We start from the raw sequence: 18,000 nt of genomic DNA, 5'->3' as shown, positions 1-18,000 counted from the left end.
TGCGAAGCCGATCACGCAGTGGTGAAGCGAATCAGTTGACCTGGTCGAGCCTGGGCGATCCGGTCGATGTCCTCGTCCGCGACGACGCCGATGACGGGATAACCGCCCGAGATGGGATGGTCCGCGAGGAAGACGACGGGCTGCCCGCTCGGCGGAACCTGGATGGAGCCGAGCGCGACACCTTCGGTCGGGAGTTCGGCCTCGGACGTCCGCATCAAAGACGGCGCGTCGCCGTGCCGGTTCAGGCGGGCCCCGATGCGATCGGTGTCCGAGGACACGGCCCACGCCCCGGCGGTCAACGCTTCGGGGTTGGTGAACCAGTCGTCGCGGGGGCCGCCGATGACGCGCACCGACAGCGTTCCCGCGTCCATCGGGGGAACGGGTGCGACGTCGACGTTCGGGAAGTTCGTCGCAGCGGTTCCCACGGGCAGAACATCGTTGGGTTTCAACGCTTCCGGGCCGATTCCGGAGAGGGTGTCGGTGCTGCGGGAGCCGAGCACGTCCGGCACCGCGACGCCGCCTCGGACGCCGACGTAGCTGCGCAGACCGGCCTGCGCGTACTGCAGGCGCAGCGTCTGTCCCGGTTGCATCACGATGACGCTGGCGTGCCCCATCGGGATTCCGTCGAGCAGCGCCGTGGCGGGTGCACCGGTGACGGCGACGATCGTCACCTCCCGTGAGCGGAGGGCGAGGCCGCCCATCAGCACCTCGATGCACGCGCTGTTCTCGTCGTTCCCGACCAGCCGATTGGCCAGCTTCGCGGACCCGCGGTCGGCGGCGCCGGACACGCCCACACCCGAACTCAGGTAGCCGGGGCGACCGAGATCCTGGATCAGGCTGAGCGGACCCGTTTCGAGTACTTCGAGTTCACTCACAGTGTTTCCTCGTCGACGAATCGGACGCGACGCCCCGGCTGCAGCAGCGCCGGAGGGTTCGCGTCGAGGTTCCACATCGGGGAGTCCGTGGTTCCGATGATCTGCCATCCGCCGGGGGAAGACCGGGGATACACCGCGCCGTAGCCACCCGCGAGGGCCACGGACCCGGCGGGCACCACGGTGCGGGACTGGGCCCGCCGTGGCACGGTGAGCCGGTCGTCACCACAACTCAGGTAGGCGAAACCCGGTGCGAATCCGATGAATACGCAGCGCCAGGTGGCCGCGGTGTGGGCCGCGATCACGTCCTCGCGACTCATCCGCAGATGGTCGGCGACGTCGGCGAGATCGGCGCCGTCGTAGCGGACCGGGACGGTGACCGGTTCGGATTCGAGGACGCCGGTGCGCTCCTGCGCCTCGAGGTCGACGGTCATCGTCCGCAGTGCGCGGCGCACCTCGTCGAGGTCGGTCCGCGGAGTCGTGGTGACGAGCACCGTCCGCGCCGCCGGAAGAACGTCCTCCACACCGGGAACCGGTGTGTTGCGGAGACGTTCGGTCAACGACACCACGAAGGGTTCCGACTCCAGTTCGACGAGGAGGGCCCGGTTGCCCGCCGGAAGGATCCGGGTGCCGGCGCTGGGGGTGGTCATGCGAAGGCCCCGAGCGTGACGTCGGCACTCTCCAGGGCGTGCCGGACCTGGCGGGCCGTGCGCACGGATCCGGGCGAGTCGCCGTGCACGCAGATGCTGCGCACCGACACCGCGACATCGTCGCCGTCGATCGACTCCACCGTTCCGCTCGACACCATGCGCACGGCCTGGGCGGCGGCGACGTCGGGATCGTCGATGACGGCGCCGGTCACCGAGCGCGGGGTCAACGAGCCCGCGGCGGTGTAGCGGCGGTCGGCGAAACCCTCGGCGACGAACTCGATGCCGTGGGTTTCCGCCGCACGCTGCAACTGCGAGCCGGGTGGACCCATCAGCGCGAGCGGCTCGGTGAACCGGTCGATGGCCGACGCGATCGCCTCGGCCCGCCCGAAGTCGAGCGCGGCGGAATTGTAGAGCGCACCATGCGGTTTGACGTACGACACGCGGGACCCCGCGGCCCGCGCGAACCCGGCGAGCGCGCCGATCTGGTACAACGTTTCGTCGCGCAGATCCGCCGGCGCCACTGCGAGTTCACGGCGGCCGAATCCGGCCAGATCCCGGAACCCCACGTGCGCGCCGATCGCGACGTTGCGCTCGGCCGCGCCCTCGCAGGCCCGGCGGATGATCATCGGATCCCCCGCGTGAAACCCGCACGCGATGTTCGCGCTGGTGACGATGTCGAGGAGGGCCTCGTCGTCCGCCAGGGTCCACTGCCCGAAGCCCTCACCGAGGTCGCAGTTCAGATCAACACGCATCGGGAACCTCCAGGACGTACTCGCTGTCCGGGGTGTCGGTGATGAGCATGTACCCGGGCGCGTGGGTGATCGCGAACGGCAACCGGGACGCCATCACCGCCGCCTGCGGGGTGACCCCGCAGGCCCAGAACACCGGCACGTCGCCGGGCTCGAAGTTCACCGGATCGCCGAAGTCGGGGGCCGCGACATCGGCGATGCCGAGTTCCGCGGGATCACCGACGTGCACGGGTCCACCGTGGACGGCGGGCATCCGCGCCGAGATCGCCGCCGCGAGGGACACCTGATGTTCGGGAACGGGTCGCATCGACACCACCATCGGTCCGCTCATCCGGCCTGCGGGCCGACATTCGCGGTTGGTCACGAACATCGGGACGTTGCTGCCCTGCTCGACGTGCCGGAGCGGCACCCCGGCGGCGGCCACCGGATGCTCGAACGTGAAGCTGCATCCGATGTGGAACGCCACGAGGTCGTCCCGCCACAGCGCCGACACGTCCGCGGTCTCGTCGGCCAGTTCGCCGTCCTTCCACACGCGGTACAGCGGCAGGTCCGTGGCGATGTCGGCGCCGGGGGCGAGCATCGTCGCCCTGGAGCCGACGTCGCCGACGTCGAGGACGGGGCACGGCTTCGGGTTCCGCTGCGTGAACAGCAGAACGTCGTAGGCCCAGTCCTGCGGAACGGCGATGAGATTCGTCTGTGCGAATCCGGGCGCCAGACCGGCGGTCGGGGTGATACGTCCCGAACGGAATGCGGATCGGAGGTCGGTCGGTGAGTCAGTCAAGTTGGATCCCGCGGGTCTCGGGGAGGAAGAACAAGGCGACGACGGCGATGGCGTAACCGAGCGCACCGAAGATCATCGCGCCGCCGATACCCAGCTGGGTGGCCGCCAGGAAACCGACGACCGCGGGGAACACGGCACCGACCGCGCGGCCGAAGTTGTACGTGAAGCCCTGGCCCGTGCCGCGGGACTGCGTCGGGTACAGCTCGGACAGGAACGATCCGAAACCACTGAAGATCGCCGACGTGCAGAAGCCGAGGGGGAAGCCCAGGATGAGGATCAACGTGTTCGCACCCTCGGGCACCTGGGTGTAGCCGACCATGAAGACGGCCGACAGTGCCGCGAACAGCTGCATGGTCCGCTTGCGGCCCAGCTTGTCGGTGAGGATGCCGCCGCTGACGTAACCGAGGAACGCACCCGAGATCAAGATGGCGAGGTACCCGCCGGTGCCGACGACGTCGAGTCCGCGCGAGGTCTTCAGGAATGTGGGCAGCCAGGACGCCAGCGTGTAGTAGCCGCCCTGCACACCGGTGGCGAGCAGCGACGCGAAGATGGTGGTGCGGAGCAGTCCGCCGCGGAAGATGGCGGCGAACGAACCCGTCTGTTTGCCCGCGGACTCACGACGTTTCGTGACGACCTCGGGGTCCTTCAGGTTCCGGCGAACCCAGATGATGAGGAAGGCGGGCAGAACACCGGTGAAGAACAGCACTCGCCAGGCGACGTCGGGATCGAACAGCTGGAAGACGACCGTGTAGACGATCACCGCCAGCGCCCAGCCGACTGCCCACGCGCTCTGGACGAACGCCACGGCCCGGCCCCGGTACTCGGCCCGGGCGTATTCGGCCACGAGAATCGCACCCGCCGCCCACTCGCCGCCGAAGCCGAGGCCCTGGAAGGCGCGGAAGACGAGCAGCGTCTCGAAGTTTTGAGCGAAGCCGCACAGCACCGTGAAGATCGTGTACGTCGCGACGGTGACCTGCAGGGTGCGGACCCGGCCGATCTTGTCGACGAGGATGCCGGCGAGGGCACCGCCGAGCGCAGACACGACCAGCGTCACCGTCGTCAGCAGACCAGCCTGACCGGTGGTGAGGCCGAAGTAGGCGGCGATGGCCGCGAGGCCGAGCGGGAGGACCTGGAAGTCGTAGGAATCCAGTCCGTATCCGCCGAACGCCCCGACGAAGGCTCTCTTTCCCTTCGGCCCGAGGGTGCGGAACCAGTCGAAGGGGCGCGCCTGCGCGACCTCGGTCTGTGTATCTGTGGTCATGGCACCTCGCCTGAAGAAGGGATGTAACTGCCGGAAGAAACGGTGTAACTCCCATCACGGTACAAATCGTTCAACGATCCTGCAATACCCTGAGAGGATCGTTTAACATGGAATACATCGCGGAACTGAGCTCACAACTATGATTGCGGTCGAGATCGAAACCTGAGGAGTGGACTTGACCAGCTCGAATGCCCTTCGCGGCGATGCGCATTCCCGCCTGGCCGCTCACCGCGGCCTGCTCGAACGCACCAGCAGGACCACCCGGGTTGCCGGCATTCTGCGGGACGCGATCATCGACGGAACGTTCCAACCAGGGGCGCGACTCTCCGAACCCGACATCTGCGCCGCCCTCGACGTCTCCCGCAACACGGTGCGCGAGGCCTTCCAGATCCTGATCGAGGACCGGCTCGTCGCGCACGAACTCAACCGCGGCGTCTTCGTCCGCGTGCCCACGGCCGAGGACATCACGGAGCTCTACATCTGCCGGCGTGTCGTCGAATGCGCGGGTGTCAACGGATTCGACCCCGCCACCGGCGACCTGTCGCGCGTGGCCGAGGCCCTGGACCTGGCCGACGAACGGTACGCCGTCGAGGACTGGACCGGAGTCGGCACCGCCGACATCCACTTCCACAGCGCCCTCGCGAGCCTCAACAACAGCAATCGCATCGACGAACTGATGCGCAGCGTGTGGAACGAGGCGCGGCTCGTCTTCCACGTCATGGACGACGCCCACCGATTCCACGGCCCGTACCTCACCCGCAATCACGAGATCTACGACGCCCTGACCGCCGGCAACACCGAAGCCGCAGGTCAGCTGCTCAAGACCTACCTCGAAGACGCCGAGGCGCAGATCCTGGGGGCGTACTGAGGCGCACCGCGCCCGTGCGCCTTTCTGGTAGTTGGAGCAACCACAAAGGCGCACGGGTGCGGAGCACCTAGCGGATCAGCCCGTAGAAGCCCTCGATGTGCTCCCGCACCAGGCCGGCGGCCTCGGCGCCGTGCCCGTCGCGGAGGGCGGCGACGATGCCGCGGTGCTCGCAGCGGAGGTGGGTCGCGACCGCAGGCCAGTCGTCGAGCAGCGGAACGGCCTGCATGACGTAGCCGTGAATGGAGTCGCGGAGCGAGACCATCATCGCCTCGACGAGGACGTTGCCCGCGAGTCCGGCCATCGCGACGTGCAGGTCGGCGTCGAGCCGGTGGAACGCCTCCGGGGAGAGGTCCTCGTCGTCCATCGCGTCGAGCAGCGTGTCGATGGCCGAGAAGTCGAGGTCGCGGGCCTGGCCGGCGGCTTCCTGCACCGCCCACGACTCGAGCAGCGTGCGCGTCTGGACGACGTCGCGGATCGGCAGCGTGCGCGTCGCCATGTGCAGTCGCAGGGCCGCGCCGATGGACGCGGCCGGGTCGGCGGCCACGATCGCGCCTGCGTCCGGTCCGGACCCGACGGCCGTGCGGACGATGCCCATCGCCTCGAGCACGCGGATGGCCTCGCGGACGGACGAGCGTCCGACGCCCAGTTCCTCCGCGAGTGCGCGCTCGGCGGGCAGCCGTCCGCCGACGGTGAGTTTGCCGGCGGCCAGATCCTGCTCGATGCGGTGCAGGACGACCTCGTGTGTGCGCACGAACGAAGTTTACCTGGTGTGGTCTGACCACAGTGCGCTACTGTGGTCAGACCACAGCCCAGCCCGGTTGGAGTACCCGATGAGAATCGCCCTGTTCGCCACGTGCCTGGCGGATGCCCTGTTCCCCGAATCCGCCACCTCGACGGTCCGCCTGCTCGAGCGGCTCGGCCACGAGGTCGTGTTCCCGCCGAAGCAGACGTGCTGCGGGCAGATGCACATCAACACCGGTTACCAGGCCGAGGCGCTGCCGCTCGTGCGTCACCACGTGGAGGCGTTCGAGAGCGGACCGTCCTGGGACGTCGCGGTGGCACCGTCCGGTTCCTGCGTCGGATCCGTCCGGCACCAGCACGCGATGGTCGCCCGCCGGTACGGGGACGAATCGCTCGCGACGCGCGCCGAGGAGGTCGCGTCCCGGACGTACGAGCTGTCCGAACTGCTGGTCGACGTCCTCGGCGTCACCGACGTCGGCGCCTACTACCCGCACCGGGTGACGTACCACCCGACGTGCCACTCGCTGCGGATGCTGCGCGTCGCCGACAAGCCGCTGCAACTGCTTCGCGCGGTGCGGGGGATGACCCTGATCGAGCTCCCCGCGGCCGAATCCTGTTGCGGTTTCGGCGGAACGTTCGCGCTGAAGAACTCCGAGACGTCGACCGCGATGCTCGCCGACAAGATGGGCAACGTCCTGAGCACGGGCGCCGAGGTGTGCAGCGCCGGCGACTCGTCCTGCCTGATGCACATCGGCGGCGGACTGTCCCGGCTGCGCAGCGGGGTCCGCACCGTCCACCTCGCCGAGATCCTGGCGAGCACCGAGAAGATCGGGAGCAACGCATGACCACGTTCCTCGGCTCACCCACCTTCCATGCGGGCACCGGAAACATCCGGGGCACAGAATCCTTCCCCGACGCGGCGCGGAAATCGCTCGCCGACACCCAGCTGCGGGCCAATCTCGGCGCGGCCACCACCACCATCCGCAACAAGCGCATCGCCGCGGTCGCCGAGGTCGACGACTGGGAGGAACTGCGCCGGGCCGGCAGCGCCCTCAAGGCGGACGTGATGGCGCGGCTCCCCGAACTGCTCGTGCAGTTCGATGAGAACGTCACCGCCCGCGGCGGCACCGTCCACTGGGCGCGCGACTCGGAGGAGGCGAACCGGATCATCACCGACCTCGTGCGGGCCACCGGCTCCGACGAGGTCGTGAAGGTCAAGTCGATGGCCACCCAGGAGACGGGCCTCAACGAGCACCTCGAGGAGAACGGGATCGCGGCGATCGAGACCGACCTCGCCGAACTCATCGTCCAACTCGGCGAGGACAAGCCGAGCCACATCCTCGTTCCCGCCATCCACCGCAACCGCGCCGAGATCCGCGAGATCTTCCTGAAATCGATGCCCGGCATCGACAAGGACATCACCGACGACCCCCGGGCGCTGGCGATGGCCGCGCGGGCACACCTTCGGCGAAAGTTCCTCTCCGCCAAGGTGGCGGTCAGCGGCGCGAACTTCGGGGTCGCGGAAACCGGGACGCTCGCGGTGGTCGAATCGGAGGGCAACGGGCGGATGTGCCTCACCCTCCCCGACACCCTCATCACCCTCATGGGCATCGAGAAACTGGTCCCGACGTTCACCGACCTGGAGGTGTTCATGCAACTGCTGCCGCGGTCGTCCACCGCCGAGCGGATGAACCCGTACACCTCCATGTGGACCGGGGTGCATCCCGGCGACGGCCCGCAGAACTTCCACGTCGTCCTCCTCGACAACGGTCGCACCAACGTGCTGGCGGACGAGGTCGGGCGGTCGGCTCTCCACTGCATCCGCTGCAGCGCCTGCCTGAACGTGTGCCCCGTTTACGAGCGGGCGGGCGGCCACGCCTACGGGTCGGTGTATCCGGGCCCGATCGGCGCGATCCTCAGCCCGCAACTCACCGGGACCACCGGTCACGACGACCCGAACGCCTCGCTGCCGTTCGCCTCGACGCTGTGCGGCGCGTGCTTCGACGCCTGCCCGGTGCGCATCGACATCCCCAGCATTCTGGTGCACCTGCGCGCGGAACAGGTCGATTCCGAGCGGCACGGACTTCCGGGCGGCCAGGACCTCGCGATGAAGGCCGCGGGCTTCGTGATGGGGTCGGAGAAGCGGTTCGCCGCCGCCGAGACGGCGTCCAAGGTCGGCCGGGTGCTGGGCGGCAAGAAGGGACGCATCACGTCGCTGCCGTACCCGGGATCGAAGTGGACCGCGAGCCGCGACCTGCCCTCCCCGCCGAAGGAAACGTTCCGACAATGGTGGGCCCGCACTCACGAGGACACGACACGATGACCGCACGCGAAGAGATACTGACCCGGATCCGGTCGGCGCTCGCCGAAGCTCCCGCCCCCGAACCCGTTCCCCGTGACTACCACCGGCAGCCCGCGTCGGGTCCCGGGGACGTCGAGTTCTTCGCCCACACCGTCGACGACTACCGCGCGCAGGTCCATCGCGCCGACGAGAACACGGTCGCCGAGATCGTCACCGGGCTGATCGCGGAGGGGGCGCGCGCCGTCGTCCCACCGGACCTGCCGCTGTCGTGGCGGCCGCGACGCGACGTCGTCGTCGACGGGTCACCCGCCGAACTGTCGACGCTCGAACTCGACGCGCTCGACGTGGTCGTCACCGGCTGCACCCTCGGGATCGCCGCCACCGGGACGATCGTGCTCGACGGCGGCGCCGGTCAGGGGCGGCGGGCACTGACCCTGGTCCCGGATCACCACATCTGCATCGTGCGCACCGATCAGATCGTCGACACCGTGCCGCAGGCCTTCCAGACCCTCGACGCGACCAAGCCGCTGACGTTCATCAGCGGTCCCAGCGCCACCAGCGACATCGAACTCAACCGCGTCGAGGGCGTCCACGGTCCCCGGACGCTGGACGTCGTCATAGTGCGCTGACGCGCCCGTGCGCCCTTTTGGTAGTCCCGGGTACCAAAAAGGCTCACGGGGCGCGGAGCGCCCTCGCGGCGAGATCGGCGGTGGCGCGGACGATCTCCGCGCCACCGAACATCACGTCGTCGTTGTGCCCCGCCCCGGTCAGCACGACGGTCTCGACGGGGCCGAGCGCCGCATCGGCGACGCGTTGACTCTGGTCCGGTGGAACGACGATGTCGGCCGTGCCGTAGACCACGGTGGTGGGCACATCGATGCGTGCGACGAACTCCGCGACGGGGAATCGATCGCGCAGCAACAGGCGGACCGGCAGAAACGGGTAGTGCCGGGCGCCGACGGACGCGAGGTCGACGAACGGCGACCGGAGCAACAGGCCCGCAGGTGGATGCTCGGTGGCGAGTTCGGTGACGACGCCGGTGCCGAGGCTTTCCCCGAAGTAGAGCAGCCGCTCCGGCGGCACGCGACGCTCGTCGACGAGGTGACGGCGGGCCGACCGGACGTCGAGTGCCAGCCCGTCCTCGCCGGGGTGACCGGGGTTGCCGCCGTACCCGCGGTAGTCGAAGAGCAGCGTGGCGAAACCGGCGGCAGCGAGGTCCGACGCCAGCAGCGCCCGGTCAGCCCTGTTGCCGGCGTTCCCGGCGGCCACGAGGACGGTCATCAGCGGGTCCCTGCTCGCGGGTGGGACGTACCAGGCGCCGAGTTCGAGGCCGTCCGACGTGGTCAGGGTGACGTCCTCGGCCCCGGCGATCAGCCGGTCCGCGGGCGGCACCGGCGAGTTGTCGGGGTAGTAGATCAGTCGTCGCTGCAACACCCACACGGCGGCGACCAGCAGAGCGACGATTGCGAGCGCAACGATGCCGACGCGGATCATTGCCGAATCGGTGCTCCGGCCCACTCCAGCAACTCGGCGACGGGCAGGGTGTTGATCACGTCCGACGGCTCGACTCCGCGTTCGGCGGCGCGCTCGCATGCGTAGCCCTGCCACGCGAGGTGACCGGTGGTGTGCGCGTCGGTGTCGATGGAGAACTTGCAACCGCTGTTCAGGGCGAGGTCGATCAGGCGTCCCGGCGGGTCGCGCCGCTCGGGGCGGGAGTTGATCTCGACCGCGGTGCCGTACTCGCGGCACGCCTCGAACACCCGTTCCGCGTCGAACTTCGATTCGGCCCGTGGTCCCCGCGCACCCTCGACGAGCCGGCCGGTGCAGTGCCCGAGGACGTCGACGTGCGGGGACTTCACGGCCTGCAGCATCCGCTTGGTCGTCGTCGCACGGTCGGTGTCCAGGTGCGAGTGCACGCTGGCCACCACGATGTCGAGGTCGGCGAGCAGGTCGTCGTCCTGGTCGAGGGAACCGTCGTCGAGGATGTCGACCTCGATGCCGGTGAGCACGCGGAAGGGCGCGAGTTCCGCGTTCAGTTCGGCGACGACGCTCAGCTGGGAGAGCAGCTGCTCCGACGACAGCCCGTTCGCGACCGTCAGTCGCGGCGAGTGATCGGTGATCGCGCAGTACTCGTGGCCCAGGGCGGCCGCCCGACGCATCATTTCCCGGATCGGGCACCGGCCGTCCGACCAGTCCGAATGGGTGTGCAGGTCGCCGCGGAGCGCGTCGAGCAGTTCCGTCCCGCCGAGTCCGATCGGCTCGGCCGCATTGCGCAGGTACGTCAGGTACAGCGGCACCGACTCGGCGCACTCACGGATGATCGCGGCGGCCTCGGACCCGATGTCGGGTGGCGACACCCACCCGCGCTCCTCCAGATCGGCCAGTTCGTCCTCGTCCGCGTAAGTCAGCACATCGGCCGCCCGCCGGAATGCGGCGGTCCTCTGTGCCTCGTCACGCGAGCGCTCGAGCCAGAACGCAATTTCCCGCAGCGCTTCGACGGGGTCCATCTTTCAATGGTGCACGGCTGCCGGGCTGCTGGCTAGAAGCAATTTCTGCCAGAACTTAGGGTCACCTCGTTGTCCGCACGTTCATGCAACCGTTCCCTTCGTCTCGCTTACGACTTCTACGGTGCCGGAGTTGTCCACATTCGAATCGGGAGCCACGGTGAGTTTGAAACCCCTCGCACTGTTCGTCAATCACGCCGGAGTGTCCTCGCGCGCATCCGTCACCTGTCAGTACAAGTGCGGCAACGCGTGCTCCCACGACGTGCCCAACACCTCGCACGGCGAGTACTTCCGTGACATCGCCCGTACCGCCCTGTCGCGGCGCGGGATGCTGCGCGGGACGGGGATGGCCGTCCTCGCCGTCGGCGCGGGCAGTGCGCTGGTGGCCTGCTCGGACGACTCCGGCGAGGGAAGCGTCTCCGGCACGGGCGGTTCGGACGGCGGCGCGCCCGCCGGAACGAACTTCGACGCCGTCGCCCCCAACACCGAGGACGCCCTCGTCGTCCCCGAAGGGTACAAGCAGGGTGTGGTGATCCGCTGGGGCGACCCGGTGCTGCCCGGGGCTCCCGCGTTCGACTTCGACAACCAGACCGCCCAGGCGCAGGCGCAGCAGTTCGGGTTCAACAACGACTTCGCCGGACTTCTGCCGGTCGAGGGGCAGCCGAACACCTTCCTGCTGGTGGTCAACCACGAGTACACCACCGAGCCGTTCATGTTCAAGGGCTACGACGCCGAGAACCCGTCGCCGGAGCAGTTCCAGACCGCGCTCGCCGCCCACGGGCTGTCCGTGGTGCAGGTGAAGGGCGAATCCGGCTCGGGCACGCTCACTCCCGACTTCGGACCGTACAACCGGCGCATCACGGCGACGACGGAATTCGCCGTCACCGGTCCCGCCGCGGGCAGCGACTTCCTGAAGACGTCCACGGACCCGACGGGCACGAAGGTGCTCGGCACACTGAACAACTGTTCGGGTGGCGTGACCCCGTGGGGCACGGTGCTGTCGGGGGAGGAGAACTTCAACCAGTACTTCGGGAACGCCGAACTGGTCACCGACCCCGTCGTCGCCGCACGGCTGAAGCGGTACGGCGTGGAAGGTGCTGCGTCCGAGCGTAAGTGGGAACGGTTCGACAAGCGTTTCGACCTCGTCCAGGAGCCGAACGAGGTCAACCGCTTCGGGTACGTCGTCGAGGTCGATCCGTGGGGCGCGACGTCCGCACCCGTCAAGCACACGGCACTGGGCCGGTTCAAGCACGAGGCCGCCACCATCCACGTCACCGACGACGGCACGGTGGTGGCGTACAGCGGCGACGACGAGCGCTTCGACTACATGTACAAGTTCGTCTCCAGCCGCAAGATGATGGACGGCAACAGCCAGGCCGCCGTGCGCCAGAACATGACGCTGCTCGACGCAGGCACCCTGTACGTCGCGAAGTTCAGCGGCAACTCGGCGGACGAGATCGACGGGTCGGGCACGCTGCCGTCGAGCGGCACGTTCGACGGCACCGGTAAGTGGATCCCGCTGCTGCGCACCGGTGAGGACGGCCGGGGTGAGTCGCTCGTCGACGGCATGAGCGCCGAAGAGGTGGCAGTGTTCACCCGTCAGGCCGGCGACAAGGTGGGTGCCACCAAGATGGACCGTCCCGAGGACTTCGAACCCAGCCCGACGACCGGCAAGGTGTACGTGGCGCTGACCAACAACACCAAGCGCGGCGTCGACGGCGCCGCGGCGGCCGACGAGGCCAACCCGCGGAACAACAACAAGAACGGCCAGGTCCTCGAACTCACCGACGACCACGCCGGCACCGCGTTCACGTGGAACCTGCTGCTCGTGTGCGGCGACCCGAAGGTGGCCGACACCTACTTCGGCGGCTTCGACAAGGAGAGCGTCAGCCCGATCTCCTGCCCCGACAACCTGGCGTTCGATCCGCACGGCAACCTGTGGATCTCCACCGACGGCAACGCGCTGAAGTCCAACGACGGCCTGTTCAGCGTCGTCCTCGAGGGCCCGAACCGCGGGGAGACCAAGCAGTTCCTGACCGTGCCCAAGGGCGCCGAGACGTGCGGTCCGATCGTCGGCGAGGAGCGGGTCACGGTGTGCGTGCAGCACCCGGGTGAACTGGACGACGCGAGCGCCGACAACCCGGTGTCGCACTGGCCCGACGGCGGGGACTCGCAGCCGCGTCCCGCCGTCGTGGCGGTGTGGAAGTCGGGCGGCCGGATCGGCGTCTGACCCCAGGTGAGTGGCAAAGTGTGCCCCGGCACGCTTTGCCACTCACATGGCGGGGGTGGGCGGGCGGCCCAGCAGCGCCTCGAACATCACGCCGCCTGCGAGGAACCCGAATCGGTCGTAGAACTCGAACATCGCCGACAACCGCGCGCGACCGTCGTCCGTCAGGTCCCGCCCGTGCCGCGACATCCACTCGTCGACGGACACCTGCTTCACCGACACCGGACCACCCGCCCGGTCGCACAGATCCCGCACGCTGAGGGCCTCCGGACCGCCGAGTTCGTAGGTGGCGCCGTGGTGGATGTCCGGGCCTTCCATCAGCACTCGCGCGGCCACCTCGGCGACGTCCGCGAGTGCGACGAACGAGAACACCGCGTCGGGACTGTAGGGCAGTTCGACGGTCGTCGCCGAGCCCGCCAGCACCGCCCCGAAATTCTCGGCGTACGCGCACGGCTGCAGGACGGTCCACCGGAGCCCGCCGAACGTCCTGAGCTCGTTCTCACACCGCGCCTTGTCGACGTGGTGGGGCATGAGCGGGGTGTAAGGCCAGGCCACGGAGTGGTAGACGAGGTGCTCGACACCCACCGACGCTGCGGCGCCCATCGCGTTCCGCAGCAGCGCGGGCTCGTCGGGGTGCACGTTGGGGGCGATGAAGTACACGCCCCGGCAACCCGACAGCGCCTCTTCCAGTCCCGCACCCGTTTCGAGGTCGACGGCGAAATCGCCGGAACGCCGGGCGGTGTGCACCACCCGGCGTACGTCGGCGAGCCCCTCGAGCGCCGCCACGACGGCGGCTCCGGTCTTCCCCGCGGCGCCGATGACGGCGATCTCGGCACCGCGGGAGAGCGACTCGGTCATCGGATCACCGGTCGATGAAGTCGAACTCGGCGAACTTCGCACCGCCGGAGAGACGTTCGTAGCCGGGACCGCGGTCGAAGAACGGCTCGTCCAGGCCGCGGTCCGCGCGCATCTGCTCGCGCAGCGCGTCGGTGGCGTCGACGTCCGCGACCGGCTCCTCGGTCGACGACGCCAGCACCACACCGTAGTCGACGCGTGCACCCTCCGCGGACACCTTGCCCCACAGCACGTCCCGGACGACTTCCTCGATCGGACGGTCGAGCGGGTCGCCCCAGCCGCCGCCACCGGTGGTGCGGATGCGCACCACTTCGCCGGCCTTGATCGGTTCGGCGTCGGTCAGCGCATCGAACTCGCGCTCGTTCGGGCCGCCCGGGTCGAGGACCACCGAGAAGGGACGTCCGGCCTTGCCGCCCTTGACCCCCCAGCAGGAGAGGATCGAGCGGTCGGCGATGGACATGAAGTTCGCGTCCTTGAGCATCCGGATGTGCTTCTCGTAGCCGAGGCCGCCGCGGTAGCGTCCGGCACCGCCGGAGTCCTTCGCCAGGCCGAGCTTCTCGACGATGAACGGGAACCGGCTCTCGGTGAACTCGGTCGGTAGGTTCCGCGAATCGGGAACGACGTGGATGGTGTCCTCACCGTCCGCGTAGTGCCTGCCACCGGACCCGCCGCCGAGCACCTCCCGCATCAGGTACGAGTGCCCGTCGAAGTCCTCGCCGTACACACCCGTGTAGCGGATGGTCTCCTGGTCGGCGGGCATGTTCCCGTCGACGGCCTTCGCGACGACACCGGCGAGAACGCCGAGCAGACGCAGGATCACGAACGTCCGGGCGTTGGTGGGCGCCGGGAAGATCGGGGTGATCAGCGTGCCCTTCTCTGGGAACTTCATCTCGATCAACGGCACGACACCCTCGTTGACGTCGAGTTCCGCCATCCGCTCGGGACTGTCGGCGAGGTTGCGCAGGATCGGCGCGAGCCACTTGATGAGGAAGTTGCCGTCGGCGTAGTCACCGCAGTGGTTGATGGGCCCCTTGGCCTGCGGTCCGGTGCCGTTGAAGTCGAGGATGAGGCGTTCGCCGCCCTCGTCCTCCGGGCCGGTCTTGGTGAGCGTGATCCGCTGGCGGTGCAGCATGGGCTCGTCGACGCCGTCGTGTTCGGCGTAGTCCTCCCACGTGTACTCGCCCTTCGGGATCTTGCTGAGGATCTCCCGCCGGTACGTTTCGGTGGTCGCGTCCATCATCGCGTCGAAGCAGGCCTCGACGGTGTCGCAGCCGTACCGCTCGAACAGCTCGGTGAGGCGGCGGGCGCCCATGAGGCACGCCGAACATTCGGCGTCGAGGTCGGCGGCCAGCGCGTCGGGCATCCGCGAGTTGCGGGTCATGATGCGCAGTGCGGCCTCGTTGGGCACACCCTGATCCCACAGCTTGATCGGCGGGACCATCAGGCCCTCCTCGTACACCGTGGTCGCGCCCGAGGGCATCGATCCCGGGCAGCAGCCGCCGATGTCGTCGTGGTGGCCGAACGCCTGCACGAACGCGACGACGGACGGCTCCTCCTCGCCCGGCCGGGTCGCGAACACCGGGACGGTGACGCAGAGGTCGGGGAGGTGGCCGATGCCGCCTTCGGACAGGTAGACGTCGTTGTGGAAGTAGACGTCGCCGGGCTTCATCGTGTCGAGCGGGAAGTCCCGCGCCACCGGATGCACGAGCGCCGAATACGAACGGCCCGTGAGCTTCCGGAGGTTACGGTCGTGAATGCCGGCACGGAAGTCGTGCGCGTCGCGGATCATGGGGGAGCGGGAGGTCCGCGAGATCGACGTCTCGACCTCCATCTCGACGCTGGCGAGGTAGCCGGCGACGATCTCCACCAGCACCGGGTCGGGCGTCTTTCCGTCGACCGGTGTCAGCCGGTAGGGCTTGGCCGCCTGCACTGCAACGGGTTCGGTGGTGACGGTCATCGGTTCGCTCCGTTCGAGTCGGCGATCTTGGTGATGCGGATGTTTCCGAAGGTGTCGATCCGCGCCTGGAAACCGGGGTGCACGGGGATGGTCGAGCTGAATTCCTCGATCACCGCCGGACCCTCGAGGACGTCGCCCGCGCCGAGCCGCGCCCGGTCGTAGACCTGGGTGGTGACCCACTCGTCGAAGTACGCCGGACGCGTGCCGGTCACGGCGGACTCGGCTCCGGCCCCCGCCGCGATCTCGTTCAGCGTCGGGCGCTTGATCGGGCCGATGCCGCTGACGCGCAGGTTGACCCACTCGACGTGCTGGTGCGGGTCGCCGCGGAAGTCGTAGCCGTACAGCTCCTTGTGCGCCTGATGGAACCTGTCCGCGGCGTCGTCCATCAACTCCTGCGTGACGGGACCTTCACCGACCGGCACCCGGACCTCGAAGGCCTGGCCGAGGTAGCGGAGGTCGGCCGAGCGCGCGTACTTGCGCTCCGCCTCGCCGAAGCCCTCGTCGGCGAGTGCGCGTTCCGCCTCGGCGGCGAGCGCGTCCAGCCCCGACTGCAGTTCCTCGATCTTCAACCGGTCGTGCCTGCAGACGTGGGTCTGCACGTAGTCGTTGCGGACGTCGACCGTGAGCAGCCCGAATGCGGACACGTTGCCCGGGTTCAGCGGGACGAGGACGTCCTTGAGCCCGAGGATGTCGACGAGCCGGCAGGCGAGCAGCGAACCGGAGCCGCCGAACGTCACCAAAGTGAAGTCGCGGACGTCGAGGCCGCGCTTGACGGTGACCTGCCGCAGCGCGTTGGCCTGGTTCCACGCCGACACCTCGAGGATGCCGGTGGCGCACGCCTCGAAGTCGAGCTTCAGCTGGTGCGCGAGCTGCTCGACGCCCTTGCGGGCCAGTTCGGTGTCGAGGGGGATCTCGCCGCCGAGCAGGTGGGGTGGGATGCGGCCGAGCAGCACGTGGGCGTCGGTGATCGTGGGCTCGCTGCCGCCCTTGCCGTAGCAGAGCGGGCCGGGGTCGGCGCCCGCCGACTGCGGTCCGACGCGCAGCGTGCCTTCGGGGGTCTGCCAGGCGATGGAGCCGCCGCCGGCGCCGACGGTGACGACGTCGATCATCGGGATCTTCGACGGATACGCCCCCACGCGACCCTCGGTGGTCAGCGCGGGCTCACCGCGGACCACGACGGTGACGTCGGTCGACGTTCCGCCGCCGTCGCACGTGAGGACCTGCTCGACACCCGCGACACTCGCGATGAGCGCCGCCCCGAGTGCGCCGGCCGCCGGGCCGGACAGCACTGTCGTGATCGGCTGGTGCACGACCTCCTTGGCGGAGAGCACGCCGCCGTTCGACTTCATCACGTAGAACGGGATGTCGCGGGCCTCGCCCTCGTCGGACGAGAATTCGCGCAGTCGGTTGGCGATGTTGTTCACGTAGTTGCGAATGTTCGGCTTCACGGCCGCGTCGACCAGCGTGGTGATGGACCGCTCGTATTCGCGGTACTCGCGCAGCACCTGGCTGGAGATGCTCACCGTGGCCTCGGGGTATTCCTCGAGCAGAAGATCCCGGACGCGGTTCTCGTGGCTCGGGTCGGCGTAGGAGTGCATGAGGCACACGCCGATGGTGCGGATGCCGCGCTCGGCGAAGAAGCGGGCGGCCTTGCGGACGTCGTCCTCGACGAGGGGGCGGATCTCGCTGCCGTCGAACGCGAGCCGGCCGCCGATGGTGCGGACCCGGTCTGCGGGGACGATGCGGTCGGGCTTGACCCAGAAGTAGGAGTTGCCGTAGCCGTCGGGGACGGACTGCCGGGCGATCTCGAGCACGTGCTCGTAACCCTCGGTCGTGATGAACCCGAGGTTTTCGACCTTGCCTTCGAGGAGCTTGTTGGTGGCGACGGTGGTGCCGTGGCTGACGGCGCCGATCGCGTCGCCGGTCTCGCCGAGCTTGGCGAGCACCTTCTCGATTCCGGTGAGGAATCCCTGCGCCGGGTCGGCAGGCGTCGAGGGTGTCTTGGTGGTGACGACGGCTCCGGACTCCTCGTCCACAGCCACGACGTCGGTGAATGTTCCGCCGGTGTCGATACCGACCCGAATCTTTCTGGATTCCACGATTCCTCCTGGGCTCGTCTCGCGTAAAGCAATTGCACCGCTTTCGCCGCCCGGTTTCTTTGTCACATATCGCCGAACTCACCGGTCCTCGTTCGGCGCTGCCCGCGACCGGATGAACCCGGACAGACGACAGC

Annotated in this window: 16 protein-coding genes; 5 read left to right on the top strand and 11 right to left on the bottom strand. The window is 68.8% G+C overall.

Annotated elements, in window-relative coordinates:
- Nucleotides 1-11: 11 nt before the first annotated feature.
- The 5 genes from ACFWAY_RS34605 to ACFWAY_RS34585 are packed head-to-tail and all read right to left on the bottom strand — an operon-like array spanning nt 12 to nt 4,313.
- Nucleotides 12-875 (bottom strand): biotin-dependent carboxyltransferase family protein, encoded by an 864-nt coding sequence (locus tag ACFWAY_RS34605; RefSeq protein ID WP_378451262.1) that lies wholly within the window; start codon nt 873-875, stop codon nt 12-14.
- Nucleotides 872-1,522, bottom strand: a complete 651-nt coding sequence (locus ACFWAY_RS34600) for an allophanate hydrolase subunit 1 (RefSeq protein WP_378451263.1) — start codon at nt 1,520-1,522, stop codon at nt 872-874. Before ACFWAY_RS34600 ends, ACFWAY_RS34605 begins: the two co-directional genes overlap by 4 nt.
- Nucleotides 1,519-2,274 carry a LamB/YcsF family protein gene (locus ACFWAY_RS34595; protein ID WP_378451264.1) on the bottom strand — a complete coding sequence of 252 codons (756 nt, stop codon included), beginning with the start codon at nt 2,272-2,274 and terminating at the stop codon, nt 1,519-1,521. Before ACFWAY_RS34595 ends, ACFWAY_RS34600 begins: the two co-directional genes overlap by 4 nt.
- Entirely contained in the window at nt 2,264-3,052 is a 789-nt protein-coding gene (locus ACFWAY_RS34590; RefSeq protein ID WP_378513704.1) for a putative hydro-lyase, read from the bottom strand. Before ACFWAY_RS34590 ends, ACFWAY_RS34595 begins: the two co-directional genes overlap by 11 nt.
- Nucleotides 3,045-4,313: an MFS transporter gene (locus ACFWAY_RS34585; protein WP_378451266.1), complete on the bottom strand. Its 1,269-nt coding sequence runs from the start codon at nt 4,311-4,313 to the stop codon at nt 3,045-3,047. Before ACFWAY_RS34585 ends, ACFWAY_RS34590 begins: the two co-directional genes overlap by 8 nt.
- 169 nt (nt 4,314-4,482) lie before the next feature.
- Here ACFWAY_RS34585 and ACFWAY_RS34580 point away from each other — a divergent pair, with 169 nt between their 5' ends.
- On the top strand, nt 4,483-5,181 hold the full coding sequence (locus ACFWAY_RS34580) for a GntR family transcriptional regulator (RefSeq protein ID WP_378451267.1): 699 nt from the start codon (nt 4,483-4,485) through the stop codon (nt 5,179-5,181).
- Between the two features lie 67 nt (nt 5,182-5,248).
- Here ACFWAY_RS34580 and ACFWAY_RS34575 read toward each other — a convergent pair whose 3' ends face one another.
- Nucleotides 5,249-5,932: a FadR/GntR family transcriptional regulator gene (locus ACFWAY_RS34575; RefSeq protein ID WP_378451268.1), complete on the bottom strand. Its 684-nt coding sequence runs from the start codon at nt 5,930-5,932 to the stop codon at nt 5,249-5,251.
- Between the two features lie 79 nt (nt 5,933-6,011).
- Here ACFWAY_RS34575 and ACFWAY_RS34570 point away from each other — a divergent pair, with 79 nt between their 5' ends.
- From ACFWAY_RS34570 to ACFWAY_RS34560, 3 genes are read left to right on the top strand one after another with little or no spacing between them, the layout of a single operon-like run.
- Complete coding sequence (locus tag ACFWAY_RS34570; protein WP_378513703.1) at nt 6,012-6,767, top strand: (Fe-S)-binding protein; 756 nt, start codon at nt 6,012-6,014, stop codon at nt 6,765-6,767.
- Nucleotides 6,764-8,245, top strand: a complete 1,482-nt coding sequence (locus tag ACFWAY_RS34565) for a LutB/LldF family L-lactate oxidation iron-sulfur protein (RefSeq protein ID WP_378513702.1) — start codon at nt 6,764-6,766, stop codon at nt 8,243-8,245. The genes ACFWAY_RS34570 and ACFWAY_RS34565 overlap by 4 nt, the downstream gene beginning before the upstream one ends.
- A complete protein-coding gene (locus ACFWAY_RS34560) occupies nt 8,242-8,853 on the top strand; it encodes a lactate utilization protein C (protein ID WP_378451271.1) in 612 nt (203 codons plus the stop codon). Before ACFWAY_RS34565 ends, ACFWAY_RS34560 begins: the two co-directional genes overlap by 4 nt.
- 43 nt (nt 8,854-8,896) lie before the next feature.
- Here ACFWAY_RS34560 and ACFWAY_RS34555 read toward each other — a convergent pair whose 3' ends face one another.
- Both ACFWAY_RS34555 and ACFWAY_RS34550 read right to left on the bottom strand, forming a co-directional pair.
- On the bottom strand, nt 8,897-9,718 hold the full coding sequence (locus ACFWAY_RS34555) for an alpha/beta hydrolase (RefSeq protein ID WP_378513701.1): 822 nt from the start codon (nt 9,716-9,718) through the stop codon (nt 8,897-8,899).
- Nucleotides 9,715-10,731 (bottom strand): PHP domain-containing protein, encoded by a 1,017-nt coding sequence (locus ACFWAY_RS34550; protein ID WP_378451272.1) that lies wholly within the window; start codon nt 10,729-10,731, stop codon nt 9,715-9,717. The genes ACFWAY_RS34555 and ACFWAY_RS34550 overlap by 4 nt, the downstream gene beginning before the upstream one ends.
- A 157-nt stretch (nt 10,732-10,888) precedes the next feature.
- Here ACFWAY_RS34550 and ACFWAY_RS34545 point away from each other — a divergent pair, with 157 nt between their 5' ends.
- Nucleotides 10,889-12,958 carry a PhoX family protein gene (locus tag ACFWAY_RS34545; RefSeq protein ID WP_378513700.1) on the top strand — a complete coding sequence of 690 codons (2,070 nt, stop codon included), beginning with the start codon at nt 10,889-10,891 and terminating at the stop codon, nt 12,956-12,958.
- 42 nt (nt 12,959-13,000) lie between these two features.
- On the opposite strand, the gene ACFWAY_RS34540 is transcribed toward ACFWAY_RS34545, so the two are convergent.
- The 3 genes from ACFWAY_RS34540 to ACFWAY_RS34530 are packed head-to-tail and all read right to left on the bottom strand — an operon-like array spanning nt 13,001 to nt 17,866.
- Entirely contained in the window at nt 13,001-13,813 is an 813-nt protein-coding gene (locus tag ACFWAY_RS34540) for an NmrA family NAD(P)-binding protein (RefSeq protein ID WP_378513699.1), read from the bottom strand.
- 4 nt (nt 13,814-13,817) lie between these two features.
- Nucleotides 13,818-15,767, bottom strand: a complete 1,950-nt coding sequence (locus ACFWAY_RS34535; RefSeq protein WP_378451275.1) for a hydantoinase B/oxoprolinase family protein — start codon at nt 15,765-15,767, stop codon at nt 13,818-13,820.
- A complete protein-coding gene (locus ACFWAY_RS34530) occupies nt 15,764-17,866 on the bottom strand; it encodes a hydantoinase/oxoprolinase family protein (protein ID WP_378451276.1) in 2,103 nt (700 codons plus the stop codon). Before ACFWAY_RS34530 ends, ACFWAY_RS34535 begins: the two co-directional genes overlap by 4 nt.
- Between the last annotated feature and the right edge of the window lie 134 nt (nt 17,867-18,000).

Source organism: Rhodococcus sp. NPDC059968 (assembly GCF_042738615.1).
GTDB lineage: Bacteria > Actinomycetota > Actinomycetes > Mycobacteriales > Mycobacteriaceae > Rhodococcus_F.
The sequence above is the reverse complement of the archived record's forward strand: the minus strand, read 5'-3'. Positions and strand labels throughout refer to the sequence as shown.